The 13,801-nt window shown below is 69.1% G+C and carries 11 protein-coding genes; 4 read left to right on the top strand and 7 right to left on the bottom strand.

Features of this window, described 5'->3' with window-relative positions:
- The first annotated feature begins 219 nt into the window (after positions 1-219).
- From BOX17_RS06825 to BOX17_RS06810, 4 genes are all read left to right on the top strand, one after another.
- Entirely contained in the window at positions 220-768 is a 549-nt protein-coding gene (locus BOX17_RS06825; protein WP_086830711.1) for an OsmC family protein, read from the top strand.
- A gap of 83 nt (positions 769-851) precedes the next feature.
- On the top strand, positions 852-1,988 hold the full coding sequence (locus tag BOX17_RS06820) for an acyl-CoA dehydrogenase family protein (RefSeq protein WP_071942981.1): 1,137 nt from the start codon (positions 852-854) through the stop codon (positions 1,986-1,988).
- The gene (locus tag BOX17_RS06815; protein ID WP_071942979.1) at positions 1,985-3,337 is read left to right on the top strand and encodes an FAD-dependent oxidoreductase; all 1,353 of its coding nucleotides are present in this window, start codon (positions 1,985-1,987) and stop codon (positions 3,335-3,337) included. The genes BOX17_RS06820 and BOX17_RS06815 overlap by 4 nt, the downstream gene beginning before the upstream one ends.
- A 154-nt stretch (positions 3,338-3,491) precedes the next feature.
- The gene (locus tag BOX17_RS06810) at positions 3,492-4,310 is read left to right on the top strand and encodes a sterol desaturase family protein (protein WP_071942977.1); all 819 of its coding nucleotides are present in this window, start codon (positions 3,492-3,494) and stop codon (positions 4,308-4,310) included.
- Positions 4,311-4,380: 70 nt separating this feature from the next.
- Here BOX17_RS06810 and BOX17_RS06805 read toward each other — a convergent pair whose 3' ends face one another.
- The 7 genes from BOX17_RS06805 to BOX17_RS06775 all read right to left on the bottom strand — a co-directional run bounded on the left by BOX17_RS06805 (position 4,381) and on the right by BOX17_RS06775 (position 13,711).
- Positions 4,381-6,045: a sigma-54 interaction domain-containing protein gene (locus BOX17_RS06805; protein WP_244272257.1), complete on the bottom strand. Its 1,665-nt coding sequence runs from the start codon at positions 6,043-6,045 to the stop codon at positions 4,381-4,383.
- 82 nt (positions 6,046-6,127) lie between these two features.
- Entirely contained in the window at positions 6,128-6,955 is an 828-nt protein-coding gene (locus BOX17_RS06800) for an ABC transporter permease (RefSeq protein ID WP_071942973.1), read from the bottom strand.
- Entirely contained in the window at positions 6,952-8,148 is a 1,197-nt protein-coding gene (locus BOX17_RS06795; RefSeq protein WP_244272255.1) for an ABC transporter substrate-binding protein, read from the bottom strand. Before BOX17_RS06795 ends, BOX17_RS06800 begins: the two co-directional genes overlap by 4 nt.
- Before the next feature lie 117 nt (positions 8,149-8,265).
- Complete coding sequence (locus tag BOX17_RS06790) at positions 8,266-9,072, bottom strand: ABC transporter ATP-binding protein (RefSeq protein WP_071942969.1); 807 nt, start codon at positions 9,070-9,072, stop codon at positions 8,266-8,268.
- 240 nt (positions 9,073-9,312) lie between these two features.
- A complete protein-coding gene (locus tag BOX17_RS06785; RefSeq protein ID WP_086830709.1) occupies positions 9,313-10,458 on the bottom strand; it encodes a lipocalin-like domain-containing protein in 1,146 nt (381 codons plus the stop codon).
- 8 nt (positions 10,459-10,466) lie between these two features.
- Positions 10,467-13,034, bottom strand: a complete 2,568-nt coding sequence (locus BOX17_RS06780) for an ABC transporter permease (protein ID WP_071942964.1) — start codon at positions 13,032-13,034, stop codon at positions 10,467-10,469.
- Positions 13,031-13,711: an ABC transporter ATP-binding protein gene (locus tag BOX17_RS06775; protein ID WP_071942962.1), complete on the bottom strand. Its 681-nt coding sequence runs from the start codon at positions 13,709-13,711 to the stop codon at positions 13,031-13,033. The genes BOX17_RS06780 and BOX17_RS06775 overlap by 4 nt, the downstream gene beginning before the upstream one ends.
- Positions 13,712-13,801 lie beyond the last annotated feature (90 nt).

Below are 13,801 nucleotides of genomic sequence, written 5' to 3'. Positions count from 1 at the left end.
GCGGACATTGTCGGACAATGGCAGCGACTTCGCCGAGGATTGCTCGCTTTGTCCAGCCGGGAGTGGGACGGCCCCCGGGTCGTCGATGATTTCATGCTTTTGATATAGAAGACTTTTTACAGGGTCTTGGCCGTGTTGGTCCGCCTCGTGCTGTATCTCAGCAATATCACCCGGTGCGCCACCGGCGCACCTCACTGCCGGACCATGAGGAGCCACACCATGACCACCGCCACCACGCCCGAGACCGTCACCACCCACCTGCGCCCCATCGATCGTGAGGGCCTGCTGGGGTTCGCCGAAAAGGGCCGCAACAACCCCGATGCCCGCGGTACCAACAAGGTTCACACCGTCACCGAGGGGCAGTATCGCACCATCAGTCATGTCAACGGCCATGAAGTGGTCGTGGATGAGCCGCTGCATCTGTTTGGCCAGGACACCGCCCCGGCCCCGGGCGAGATCGTGCTCTCTGGCCTCGGGGGCTGCCTGGCAGTGGGCATCACCGCGGTAGCGACCTGGAAGCAGGTCAAGCTGAGCCGTCTGGAGATCTTTCTGGAGGGGGATATCGGTAATCCCGCTGCCTGGGGTGCCGGTGGCGCCGAAAAGCAGCCGCCCGAGATGGGGTTCCAGGAGATCCGCGTGAAGGTGGTGGTCGAGGGCGATGCCAGCCGTGAGGAGCTCGACGAGATCGTCCAGCACGCCAACTTCTACTCTCCCGTGGCCAACACCATGCGTAACCCGATCCCCTTCAGCATCAGCCTGATGGAGTGAGGACAGGCGCGGCCGGCCTCGTCCGGCCGCCACACCCTGTATCCCCCGCCTGTCCACTTCACTTGCGTATCACGAGGTTCGCCATGAACAGCGTTGCAGCCCCTACCTTGATCAGTGCCTGGGCCGACGACGCCCGGGTGCTGGATGAGGTCCGCCAGGTGGCCCGGGAGCAGCTGGCTCCTGCCGCCTCCCGCATCGACCAGGGCCATTACCCCCTCGATATCATGAGCCGTCTCGGTGAGGCTGGGGCCTTCGCAGGCCATCTCGACAAGCATGGGACTCGCTTCGACCTGGCCCTCGGCAGCATGCATGAGATCAGTCGTCGCTGCGGCTCCACCGGTTTCATGACCTGGTGTCATGACGTCTGTGGCCTCTACATGGAGCAGTCCGGCAATCCGGCCCTGCTGGCACGACTGGATGACCATGTGGCCGGCAGGACCTTCGGTGGTACCGCCCTCTCCAACCCGATGAAGGCGATGACGGGTATCGAGGCGATGGCCCTCAAGGCCCTGCCGGACCCGAACGGGGGCTATCGCGTCAGTGGCACCCTGCCCTGGGTCAGCCATATCCAGCGGGGACACTACTGCGGCCTCATCGCTGCCGTCGATCAGGCCGATGGCAGCCGTTCCCACGAGGTGATGTTCCTGCTGGACCTGGACGAGCGGGTCAGGCTGGGCAAGTGCCCCGAGTTCTCGGGCATGGAGGGCACGAGCACCTGGTCGATCCATCTCGACGATTACCACGTCACGCCCGAGCAGATCATCGCCGACCCCGTGCGCCCCTTCATCCAGCGCATCCGTGGCGCCTTCGTGCTGCTGCAGGCGGGCATGGCCACCGGCGTTGTCCAGGGGGCCATCGACTCGATCCATGAGGTCGAGCCGTCGCTCGGGCACGTCAACCAGTACCTCCACAACCGGCCCGACGAGCTCCAGGCCGAACTGGATGAGCTCCAGAGCCGCGTGCTCTCCCTGGCAAGGACGCCCTATGAGACCGACAAGGCCTTCCTGATCGATGTGATGGATGCGCGTGCCCAGGGCGCCGAACTGGCCCTCAAGGCCTCCCAGTCTGCACTGCTGCACCAGGGAGCCCGCGGCTACCTGATGAGTGCCGCGCCCCAGCGGCGCATTCGAGAGGCGCATTTCGTGGCCATCGTGACGCCGGCGATCAAGCACCTTCGCTGGGAGATGGCCAAGCTGATGAAAGAGGAGATGCCGTCATGAGCGCGACGTCTGCCGAGACTCCGTGGCGTCTGTACATCTGCCGTGCCTGCGGGCTGATATACGACGAGGAGGAGGGCGATCCGGACAGCGGCCTGGCACCGGGCACCCGGTTCGAGGATATCCCGGATGACTGGGAGTGTCCGCTGTGCGGGGTGACCAAGGCCGACTTCGAGCCCTTCGAGCGTCCCGATGTCAGTGCGGTCGACATGGGACCGGTGATGGTGGCCCGTGAGCCGGGCATCCTGGTCGTCGGCGCGGGCCTGGCCGGCTGGGGCATCGTCGAGGCGATTCGCGAACTCGATGGCGAGACACCGATCACCCTGGTGACGGCCTGTCGCGGCGATCGCTACCACAAGCCCGAGCTGTCCGTGGCACTGAGTCGTGGTCAGACCCCCGATCAGCTGGTGCGCGAGACCGGCGTCGAGGCGGCGCGGCGGCTGGGTGTTCGCCTGCTGGCCGAGACCTTCGTGGTCGGGGTCAGCGCCGAACGGCACCAGCTTCGCACCACCCGCGGCACCTTCCCCTACACCCGGCTGGTGCTCGCCCAGGGGGCACGCCCCGCGCTTCCTGATAGCCTGCCTGCCACCCTGTGCTGGCGGGTCAACGACCTGGCCGGCTGGAGTGGCCTGCAGGCGAAGCTGGCCGACGGTCCGCAGCGCGTGGTGCTGGTCGGCGCAGGCATGGTGGGGTGCGAGCTGGCCGAGGACCTGGCCCGGGCCGGCCACCGGGTGACGCTCCTGGGCCGCCGTGCCTACCCCCTGGCCTCGTTGCTGCCTGAGGCGGCCTCCGAACGCCTGCTGCATAGCCTCGAGGCGCTGGGGGTGACCTATCGGGGGGATGTTGACGTGGCGAAGGTGGAGGCCGATGCCATGGGCGAGCGCCAGCTCCATCTCGCCGATGGCGGCGTGCTGGTGGCCGATCAGGTGGTGGCTGCCACCGGGCTCGCCACCGATGGCAGGCTGGCCCGCCTGGCGGGGCTCGACTTCGAGCGCGGCATCCTGGTCGATCCCGAGACGCTGCAGACCAGCCAGCCGGACGTCTATGCGCTGGGGGACTGTGTCAGCTTTGGCGGCGTTCCGTGTCGTTTCATCGAGCCTCTGCCCGCCCAGGCACGAGCCATCGCCCGGGTCATGCTGGGCCATGACGCCGCACCCTACCGTCACCAGGCGCCGGTGATCCGGCTCAAGACCCGGAGCCTGCCCATCGAGATGCACGGAATGCCGGAGCGGCATACCGGCTGGCAGGTCGATCACGATGACCATCGCGGCCTGGCCATGAGTCAGGTCCGGGATGGTCGTCGCCTGGCACGCCTGACGGTGGGGGCCTCGCCGAGCCGACAGTCCGCCTGACACGGCACATTTCCCGGGTGAGCGTCACCACCGGGAAACCGAGACATGACCCTGATCGGTAGACGCGAGGGAGTGACCGGCATGACGGCTCCCTCCGGATCCCTGGAGACGGAAGACGACAGGCGACCGATGTATCGTGACAGGAGGCACCGCCATGTCAGCCATGCTGCTGGCTCATGAACCCCTGATTCGCGGCACCGTCTTCACCGTCTTCCTGCTGGCGATTGCGCTATGGGAAGTCGCTGCCAGGCGTCGGCCCCAGCGCATGGATCGCCGCCACCGCTGGCCAGGCAACCTTTCGATCGTAGCCCTGGACACCTTGGTGGTGCGTCTGGTCTTCCCCCTGTCCGCGGTCGGTGCCGCCCTGGTCGCGGCCGAGCGGGGATGGGGCCTCTTCAATGTGGTCGATGCCCCGATGTGGCTGGTCCTGATCGCGTCCGTGGTCGGGCTGGACCTGGCCATCTATTTCCAGCACCGCCTGTTCCATGCCGTCCCCTGGCTCTGGCGGCTGCATCGCATGCACCATGCGGATCTGGAATGTGATGTCACCACCGGACTGCGCTTCCATCCCCTGGAGATCCTGATGTCGATGGGGATCAAGCTGGTCGTGATCACGCTGCTCGGGGCGCCGGCGCTGGCAGTCCTGGTCTTCGAGGCGCTGCTCAATGCCACGTCGATGTTCAACCACGGCAACGTCCGCCTGCCGGCCGGGGTCGACCGCCGTCTTCGCCTGGTGGTGGTGACGCCAGAGATGCACCGTGTCCACCACTCCATCGTCCGCGAGGAAACCGACAGCAACTTCGGCTTCAACCTGCCCTGGTGGGATCGACTTTTCGGCACCTACCGAGACCAGCCCGCGGCCGGGCAGCTCGGCATGACGATCGGCATCGAGGCCTTCAGGGAGCCGCATGACCTGCGGCTGGATCGCATGCTGCACCAGCCGTTCGTGACCCCTCATCGGGACGGGAAGTGACAGCGCCCTTGAGGGTGACGGATTCCGCTCATCGGCATCGCGTCTTGTCCCGCGAGACCCGCCGGCAGCATCAATCGTCGTGCAGGCCCAGCTTGTCCAGCCGGTAGCGGAACTGCCGGGGGGTCATGCCCAACACGGCCGCGGCCTGCGTCTTGTTGCCCCCCGTGCGTTTCAGGGCCTCCTGCAACATCGCCGCTTCGTCCTCGCGCACCCATTGGTAGGGGCGAGAGGGGCCGTTTGGCTGGGGGTGGCCGGATCCCTGGGCAGGCGCCGATGACGGAGATGGCGAATGCCTGGCGGTGGCCGGAACCGCCCGGTTGGCCTCCGGGTGGCCGCTGACGGCCGACTCCTGATGCAGGATCGTCTCGATATCCTCGATGCGGATCTCGCCCTGCTGGGCGACCAGCACCGCGCGCTTGACGACGTTCTCGAGCTGTCGAATGTTGCCCGGCCAGTGATAGCTCTCCAGGCGTTCCATGACCCCCTGGCCGAACCGCGTATAGCGGGCATACTCCCGGTTGGCGCCGAGCAGGAAGTGTCGGGCCAGCAGGCGGGTGTCACCCTCTCGCTCGCGCAGCGGCGGCAGGTGAATCGGAAACACGTTGAGGCGATAGAAGAGGTCCAGACGAAAGCGCCCCTGGTTGACCGCCTCCTGGAGGTTCTGGTGGGTCGCGGTGATGATGCGCACGTCCACGGGGATATCCTTGACGCCGCCGACATGCTGTATCACCTGGCTCTCGAGCACGCGCAGCAGCTTCGATTGCAGTTCCAGGTTGAGATCGCCGATCTCGTCCAGGAACAGGGTGCCGCCGTGGGCCATCTCGATCTTGCCCTGCTTGGTGGCGGTGGCGCCGGTGAAGGCGCCCCGCTCATGGCCGAACAGCTCCGATTCCAGCAACTGCTCGGGAATGGCGGCGCAGTTGATGGCCAGGAAGGGCTGGTCTCGCCGGGCGCCGTTGAGATGCAGCAGGTGCGAGAAGCGCTCCTTGCCGGTGCCTGACTCGCCGGTCAGCAACACGCTGACCGACGTATCGGCCACCCGCATCACCTGGCGCAGGGCATCGCGAATGGCCGGGCTTTCGCCGAGGATGCCGTGATTGGTCTGGCTTTTCTGCAGGGTCTCCTTGAGCTCCTGGTTTTCATCCTTCAAGAGCCGCGTGCGCTCATCGATGAGGCTGTTGATCCTGAGAATCTGGGCAATGATGGTGCTGAGGATCTGCAGGATCACCAGGTCTGCCTGGATCGGGCGAGGCCGCATCCGCAGTCGGTGGCAGGCCAGCACGCCCAGCGGCATGCTGCCGTCCATGATCGGCACCGCGATGTAGGCGACGACGCCCTCCGGCAGGGTGGTCCGGTCCACCGCACGGAACAGGTAGTCCGGCTCCTCCTCGATGTTCTGGATCACGGCCAGCTGCCCGGTCCTCATGACCCTGCCGGTGATGCCCTCATCCGCGCGATAGTGCCCCCGCTTGCCCTCTTCGGGCGTCAGGCCATAGCTGTAGCGAATCTGCAGGACCGCCTGGTCGTCGGGACCGGGCAGCAGGACGCGGCCACGGTTGAGGCCCAGCATCTGCGACATCAGGCGCAGCGTGCCGGTAATGGCGAGTTCGGGGGTGGCGGACTGGCCCAGTAGCTTGGCGGCCTCGTGGAGCAAGGTCAGGTCCGCGGCACCGTCGCCCGGGTCGCGGGACGTCGTGGTCATTGGACCGGGGAGAGGCGGTGAGACAGGCTCCATGGCGGAGGCTCCTGGCTGAAACGTGAACCACCCCACCGGCACCCGGAGGGTCCGACAGGGTGGGAAAGCGAGCGTCGAGCGCCTATTCGACGTGCCAGTTGAAGCGTTGTATCAGCATGTTGCATAGGGAATCCAGGCCATAGCCGATGATGCCGATCACCACCACGATGGCGGCCAGGGTGTCGTAGGCCAGGATATCCCGGGCATCATTGATGGCATAGCCGAGGCCGCTGGTCACGCCCAGGTATTCCGCCGGCACCAGCACGACCCAGGCCACGCCGACGGCCAGGCGGATACCCGCCATGACATCCGTCATGATGGCCGGCAGGATGATCTGGCGCAGCATCTGCGGGCCCGAGGCCCCCAGGTTGCGAGCCACCTTGAACCAGTTCGGGTCGATACGGCGTACCCCATGGGCGGTGGAAAAGATGATCGGCCAGACCGTGGCCATCACGATCAGAAAGATGATGGCCGCATCCCAGGTGCGAAACGCCAGGACGGCGATGGGCATCCAGGCCAGCGGGCTGATCATGCGCAGGAACTGGAAGGGCACGTTGGCCACCTTCATGGCGGTACCCACATACCCGACCAGCACGCCCGTCGGCACCCCGATCACGATACCCCAGAAGAGGCCGGCCAGGATGCGCTGCAGGCTCGAGGCAATGGTCTGCCAGAGCTCGCCTCCGGCGACCAGCGCAACCAGCGCGTCAAAGGTGGGCCCCGGAGCGAAGGCGGAGAAGGCCATCAGGTCCGGGTTGCGGTTGATGAGGTAGCCGCCGAGCCACCACAGGGCCAGCAGAATCCCGATGCCGCAGGCGGGATAGGCCAGGGCCGTGAGCCTTTGCTGCAGCCAGCTCGATACCCTGGATTGGGCGGCAAGACGGGGTGCGGCAGAGTCGACCAGGCTCATAGCTTTATCACCTCCTCACGCGCGAACGGATTGTCGGCATTGAAGCCCGGCGCCTGCTGCCAGCCGGTGTGATGTTCCATCGCGGCCTTGACGAAGCGGTAGTCGACCAGGTCATCGACCACGAAGTCGGGGTCGAGGTCCTGCAGGAAGCTCGTGTCGCCGCCGACCAGCGTGTGCTGCAGTTCCTCGACGATCAGCCGGGTGGCCGACGGGAACGGCCAGGGCTGGAAATCGATGCGGCCGCTGCCCCAGTCGGCGTGCTGGATGGCATCGGGCGTGGCATAGCTATCGTCGTCATAGTGCGTCATGGAGCGTTCGACGACTGCCGCCGGCATGGGCAGATAGCCGGCACCATCCCGCGACAGCATGTGGGCGACTTCCCGCTTGTTCTGCTGTGCATAGTCCTGAGCCTTCACGATGGCGTTCATGACCTTCTGGGTCCACGCCGGCTTGGCGTTGACCTGCTGTTCGTTCATGCAGACCACACAGCAGGGGTGGTTTCGCCAGATGTCACCGGTGAAGCGCAGCATCTTGCCGCCTGCCAGCATTTCTCCGGCGGCGTTGAAGGGCTCGGCGACGATGAAGGCGTCGATCTTGCGGGCGGCAAGCGACGCCGGCATGTCCGGCGGTGGCAGGATCTGCAGGTTGACCTCGTCAGGCGCCAGCGTGTCACCCTGCGCCTTGATCACCGGCGTGAGCCCGGCATGCCGGAGCCCCATCTGCAGCACGATGTTGTGCATGGAGTACCAGTAGGGGACCGCCACCTGCTTGCCGCCGAGATCGGCGAAACTCTCCACCTCGGTGTGACGGCCCACCACCAGCCCGGAGCCGTTGAGGTGTGCCCAGGACATGATCTTCACCGGGAAGCCGTTGTTGTAGCGCATCCAGATCGGGATCGGCTTGAGCAGGTGCACCAGGTTGAACTTGCCGGCGGCGAAGCCTTCCACCAGGGGCGACCAGCCGCGGATCAGCGTGGGCGGCTCGCTCTTTAGACCCTCTTCCGCGAAGAAGCCCTGTTCGTGAGCCACCAGCAGCACCGTGGCGTCCGTGATGGGCAGATAGCCGATGCGTACCACTTCATCCTCTGGCGCCTGCAGGTTGCTGGCCCAGGCGGCGCTGCTGGCCGTCAGGCCGAGGGAGGTGGCAAGCCCCCCCATCGCCATGCTGTCGAGCAGGAAGTCGCGACGGCTCATTTCATGTTTCTGAAGATATGCCAGTTCCTCGGGGGACATCGTGTCGCTATCGGGATGTTGTTTTTTCATGGTGGGGGCCTGTGGCGATGGTGAACCAGGGAAAAGGGGGGATGGCGATCAGGCGGCGTGTTCGGAGCCGTCTTTCCCGGCCGGCTTCGCTGAATGCCCGGTCGGTCTGTCATCCGTGGTCTTGAAGCGCTGCATCAGTCGTTCACGCAACGACTGGAAGCCGTTGTCCATGTGCCGGCGCGGCCAGGGCAGGTCGACATCCAGCTCCTCCACGACCCGTCCGGGGTTCTGCGACATGATCAGCACCCGGTCGGCCATGGTGACCGCCTCGTCGATGTCGTGGGTCACGATCACCATGGTGATGCCGCGCTCACGGCAGATCGCCGGCACCTCCTCCTGGAGGGCCGCGCGGGTGAAGGCATCCAGGGCCGAGAAGGGTTCGTCGAGGAGCAGGACATCCGGGTCGGTGGCCAGCGATCGGGCCAGCGCGACCCGCTGCTGTTGCCCGCCCGACAGGCTCTGGACGTTGACGCCCCGCTTGTCGTCCAGACCGACCATCTCTAGCAGGGTGTCGACGCGCTCGGCGGCGGCACGCTTGGACATGCCGGCGAAGAGCAGCCCGAGCGCGGCGTTTTCCTCGACACTCATCCAGGGGTAGAGCGAGGCCTTCTGGAACATCATGTTCCACTTGGCGCTGGGGCGGGCCACCTGGTGACCGTTGATCCGGACGCAGCCCTCCGAGGGAATCAGCAGGCCCGCCAGCATGTGCAGCAGGGTGGACTTGCCGCAGCCGCTGCGCCCGATCAGCGCCACCAGTTCGCCAGGCTCGACCCGTCCCTCGATCTGCTGAAGGGTAGGCGCGGCCCCGGAGGAAAACCGGTGGGTGATGTAGTCAAGCGAAATGGATGCGCCCATGTGATGGCTCCGGGTCGAATGTTGTACTCCGACTAAAGCATCATGGGTGCCAGATTCTGGAGTTGGCCCGATCTTTCATGGGGTTGTGGCGTCATCTTCGGTTTGACGACGGATGCGCTCATGTCTTGCCGGGTGGACATTGTCCGACAATGTCGAACAATCGCCGCTGCGGGCGCCGCGGTGGAAGGGTGTCTGGCCTCCGGGGCGCGGTAGGCAGCGCGGCTGCGCCAGAGCCCCGAGTCAGTAGCCGGTCATCTCGAGATACCCCTCTCCTCGCGGCTCGCCGCTGGCGTGGTCGGTGACCCGCACCTCGCCCTCCCAGTAGCTCACCGTGGTGGGCATCCAGCGCTCCGCGTGGGGTGCCGCGACGATCAGGTCGAGCCCCCGGTCCGGGACCTGGAGCCGCCAGCGGGTCGGCATCTCGCGGCCCGCCACCGGCTGTCGCGCCAGCGGGCTCAGGCGCAGGGCGTCATGTTCGAGCGGCGTGGCCTCGCCGTCGGGCGCGATCCAGGTGCCGGAGAGGTAGTCGCCGCCCGCCTCGCCGCCGCCGCGCAGGCGGAAGGCCATCAGCTTGTGGCCGTCGGCCAGGTGAAGCGAGAACCAGTCCCAGCCCGTCTGCTCCGGCCCGAGCAGCTGGCTGCTCCACTCGCGGTCGAGCCAGGCGCGGCCGGTGACAGCGCGGGTCTCGCCCTCGAGGGTGACCTCGCCGGCGACCCGGAAAAAGGGCTGGCTGACATAGATCGAGCCCTGACCGTCGGCAGACTTCTGGCTGAAGCCGCCCTGGCCGTGGCGCACCAGGGGGCCCTCTGCCTCCAGGGTCAGCCGGTAGCCGAAGGCGTCATCGCCCGCCCCGGCACCGGCGCGGACCGTCAGCCGGTCCAGGGCATCCCGCGCGGGGTCCTCGACGCGGCTTTCCATCGACCAGTCGTCGAGCCAGGCCCGGAAGGACCGCGCGGTGACGCCGGCCTGGTCCCGCTCGGGCGACGCCTCGCGGGAGTCGCCTCGGGCGAAGCGTTCGGCGACCCGGTGGATGGCCCCCCGGGAGACCGCCATGTGGGCCATCCACAGCTGGTCGACGGACCAGGGGCCGGGCGATTCCGCTCGTTCGTCGGGGGGCCGCTGGGCCTGGCGGAACAGCGTCCACTGCACGCCCAGTGGCTCCCCGCCCGCGTCCTCGAGGTTGGCGGTGAGGTACCACCACTCCAGCCGGTAGTCGGGATGGGCGCCGTGATCCTCGGGGAAGCGCAGCGCCGTGCCCGGGGCGGCCGGCACGAAACCGCCGGCCTCGGCGCCCAGCCCGGCGAAGCCCTCGGCCGGGGGAGGGTGCGTCGGCTCCCCGCAGCCCGCCAGCAGCGCGACCAGCAGCCACGATGGCCATGCCCTCATGCCTCGCCTCATGTGGTCTCCTCCTCGGCCAGCAGGGCCCGGGGCGGGGTGCGCCACAGCGTCAGGGCCGGCAGCCCCGCCGCCAGCAGCGCCACGACCAGGGCGGTGGCCAGGGTCAGCGCGATCTCGCCGGGGAAGACGTGCAGGGGCAGGCGCCAGCCGAAGGCGGCCACGTTGATCACCGTCACCAGGCAGGTCGTGATGGCGATCCCCAGCGGCACGGCGAGCACGCTGGTCACCAGCGCCGCCCCGCCCAACTGGGCCAGCTGCAGGCCCGCGAGTGCCCGGCGCGGCACGCCGAGTGCCCAGAGCGGCGCCAGCCGGCGGCGTCGCTCCCGGGCCTGGGCCAGCAGGCTGGCGAGCAGGGCCAGGGCCGCCACCGCCAGCGTCAGGGCATTGAGGGCCCGGGTGATGGCGAAGGTGCGCTCGAAGATGTCGGTGGAGAGCGCCTTGATCCGGCGCTGGTCGATCAGCGCCTCGTCGTCGAGATCGAAGCGGGCGGTCAGCGCCCGGGTGAGCGGGGCGGCCTCTTGTCCCTCGGCGAGCACGATGCCAACGGACCCGGGCGGGGCGGCGAAGCGCTCGCGCAGCCGGGACGTGGCCAGCACCACCTCGCCGCGGGGGTTGCCGTAGTCCGGGTAGATGGCGGCCACCGTCACCCGCTCCCGGCCGCCGGGGGCCTGCAGGGTGAGCCGGTCGCCGGGGGCGATGCCCTGGCCGAGGGCCAGCTGCTCGTTGATGAAGGCCTCGCCGGCCGTCAGGGCGGCCCAGGCCGCGTCCCGGCCTGCCATCGTCGCCAGCAGCGGCCAGGTCGGGGTGAGATGCTCGCCCGGGGTGATGCCGAACAGCGTGACCGGGAGCCGCGGGGCGCGGCGACCGCTCTCTCCCTTTCCTTCACCCTCGCCTTCGCCCTTTTCTTGCCCCCCTGTCTCCCGCGCCAGCAGCACCGATTCGGTGCCGGCGGTGGGCAGCAGCTCGGCGACCTCGTCGCGGCGGGCCAGCCAGGCCTGAACCTCGTCGAACCGCTCGACCGGGGGGCGCAGGTAGAGGTCGGCGGCCAGCCGCTGGTCCAGCCAGTCGAGGAAGGTGAGGCGAAAGCCGCCGACCATGCTGCCCACCCCGAGGTTGGCGGAGAGCGCGATCAGCAGCGCCATCATGGCCAGCGATAGCCTCGGCAGCTGGAGCTCGAGGTCGGCCAGGGCCCACTGGGCCAGGGGGCGGTGCCGGGCGAGCCTTCCCAGCCACGCCAGGCCCGCCGCCAGCAGCGGCGACAGCCAGAGGGCGCAGGCCAGCATCAGGGCCGCGACCAGCAGGAAGCCGGCCAGCAGCCCTTCGCCCGCGGGCCGGGTGGCCAGCCAGGCCCCCGTGGCCAGGGCCAGCAGGGCGGCGAGGGCGCCGGCGACGGCCTGCCGCCTCAGCTGGCGCTGGAAGCCGGCGCGCCAGGCCTGGGCCTGGCCGAGCCCCAGCACCCCGAGCCGGGCGGCTCGCCACAGGGTGCCGCTGCCGGCGACCAGCAGTCCGCCCAGGGTCACGCCGAGCCCGCCGAGCCAATAGTGCCAGGGCAGGTGCAGCGCGGTGCCCACCGAGGCGCCGTAGAGGCTCTGCAGGGTGGCGGCCACGTCCGGCAGCAGGGCGCGGGCGAGCCAGACGCCGCTGGCGATGCCGGCCAGGGCGCCGACGAGCCCCAGCAGGGCGAGCTCCAGGGCCAGCAGGCCGACCAGGGTGCGGCCCGGCACGCCCAGGGCGCGCAGGGTGCGCAGCAGCCCCAGGCGCTGCTCCAGCGCCAGGCCCAGCGCCGCCTGGACGATGAAGAGCCCGACGATCAGCGCGAGCAGCGCCATGGCGGTGAGGTTGAGGTGGAAGCTGGCGGTGAGCTCGCCGGGGTCGGCCAGGGTGTCGGCCCGGATCAGTCGATAGCCCTCGGGGGCCGTCGCCAGGGTGCCCGCCTCGGTCACCAGCCGGCTGATCCGGTCGCCGCGGCCGAGCAGCCGCGACGCCGCGGCGATGTCCATCACCAGGGTGTCCGGCGGCAGGGCCGGGGCGACGGCCAGCGGCGGCAGCCGCCGGCCGTCGCGGAGGGCGGGCTCGGCCCCGCGGGCCGCCTCGCCCGAGCGTCCCAGCCGCGCCGCGGTCTCCGGCGCCAGGCGGGTCTGCCAGGGCGGCGTGAAGAAGGCCGTCAACTCGCCTTGGGTTGAGGTGGATGGGCTGCCCGCCGTGGCGAAGGCACTGTCGCCGGGCAGGGTCAGCGGGTCGATGCCGATCACCGTCAGCCGTTCCCCCTGCACGGTGACCACCTTGCCCTCCAGCAGCGGCGAGACGGCCAGTCCCGCGCGGCGCAGGCCCACGAAGTCCGCACGATCCAGCGGTTCGCCGTCGCGGCGCTCCAGGCGGTCCAGGCCGCTGGTGAAGAGCGCCTCGGCCCGGGCATAGCTGTCCCGGGCCGAGGCGTTGATCGCCTGCACGCCGCTCCACAGGGCGCCGGCCACCCACAGACCCAGCAGCAGCATGGCCAGCTGGCCGGGGTGGCGGCGATAGTGGGAGAGCAGGGTCGCCAGGGCGGTCAGCGTCGGGCTCACGCGTCGCGCTCCGACGGGTGATGCGGCGCCAGCCGCCCGCGGGAGAGCTTGAGGCAGCGCTGCAGCGGCGCGGCCACCCGGGGGCTGTGGGTCACCATCAGCAGGCTGCAGCCGGTGTCGCGCACCAGCGCCAGCAGCAGGTCGAGCACCTCGCCGGCGGTGGCCTCGTCGAGGTTGCCGGTGGGCTCGTCGGCGAGCAGCAGGGCCGGGCGGGGCGCCAGGGCCCGGCCGATGGCCAGGCGCTGTTGCTGGCCGCCGGAGAGCTGCTCGGGGTAGCGCCGCTCCAGTCCGGCCAGGCCCAGGCGCTCGACCAGCTCGGCCGTCCAGTCGGGCCGCTCGCGGCCCGCCAGGCGCGCCTGCAGGCGCAGGTTGTCGAGCACCGAGAGGCTCGGCACCAGGTGGAACTGCTGGAACACCAGGCCCAGGGTCTCGCGGCGTCGTCCCGCCCGCGCCGGCTCGTCCAGCGACGAGATCGCCTGACCGGCCAGCAGGACCTCGCCGCGGTCGGGCAGGTCGAGGCCCGCGGCCAGGTGCAGCAGGGTCGACTTGCCGCTGCCCGACTCGCCCATCAGGGCCAGGCTCTCGCCGGCCGAAAGCGCGAGGTCGACCCCGGCGAGGACCTCGAGCGGCCCCTGGGGCGTGGCATAGGCCTTGGTGACCCGGCGGAACTCGAGCATGGCGAGGCTCCTGGCACAGAGGGATGGCTCGATGGTGTCACAAAACGGGCGCCACCCGTAGGTGGCGCCCGTGTCGGAGGGGAGCCGGCG

Origin of the sequence: Halomonas aestuarii (assembly GCF_001886615.1) — a bacterium.
Classification (GTDB): Bacteria; Pseudomonadota; Gammaproteobacteria; order Pseudomonadales; family Halomonadaceae; genus Halomonas; species Halomonas aestuarii.
The sequence above is the reverse complement of the archived record's forward strand: the minus strand, read 5'-3'. Positions and strand labels throughout refer to the sequence as shown.

Coding starts and splice junctions, on each gene's coding strand:
- BOX17_RS06825 (WP_086830711.1), top strand. CDS start 220: ATGACCACCGCCACCACGCCCGAGACCGTCACCACCCACCTGCGCCCC.
- BOX17_RS06790 (WP_071942969.1), bottom strand. CDS start 9,072: ATGGGCGCATCCATTTCGCTTGACTACATCACCCACCGGTTTTCCTCC.
- BOX17_RS06805 (WP_244272257.1), bottom strand. CDS start 6,045: ATGGAGCCTGTCTCACCGCCTCTCCCCGGTCCAATGACCACGACGTCC.
- BOX17_RS06810 (WP_071942977.1), top strand. CDS start 3,492: ATGTCAGCCATGCTGCTGGCTCATGAACCCCTGATTCGCGGCACCGTC.
- BOX17_RS06795 (WP_244272255.1), bottom strand. CDS start 8,148: ATGAGCCGTCGCGACTTCCTGCTCGACAGCATGGCGATGGGGGGGCTT.
- BOX17_RS06820 (WP_071942981.1), top strand. CDS start 852: ATGAACAGCGTTGCAGCCCCTACCTTGATCAGTGCCTGGGCCGACGAC.
- BOX17_RS06775 (WP_071942962.1), bottom strand. CDS start 13,711: ATGCTCGAGTTCCGCCGGGTCACCAAGGCCTATGCCACGCCCCAGGGG.
- BOX17_RS06785 (WP_086830709.1), bottom strand. CDS start 10,458: ATGAGGGCATGGCCATCGTGGCTGCTGGTCGCGCTGCTGGCGGGCTGC.
- BOX17_RS06815 (WP_071942979.1), top strand. CDS start 1,985: ATGAGCGCGACGTCTGCCGAGACTCCGTGGCGTCTGTACATCTGCCGT.
- BOX17_RS06800 (WP_071942973.1), bottom strand. CDS start 6,955: ATGAGCCTGGTCGACTCTGCCGCACCCCGTCTTGCCGCCCAATCCAGG.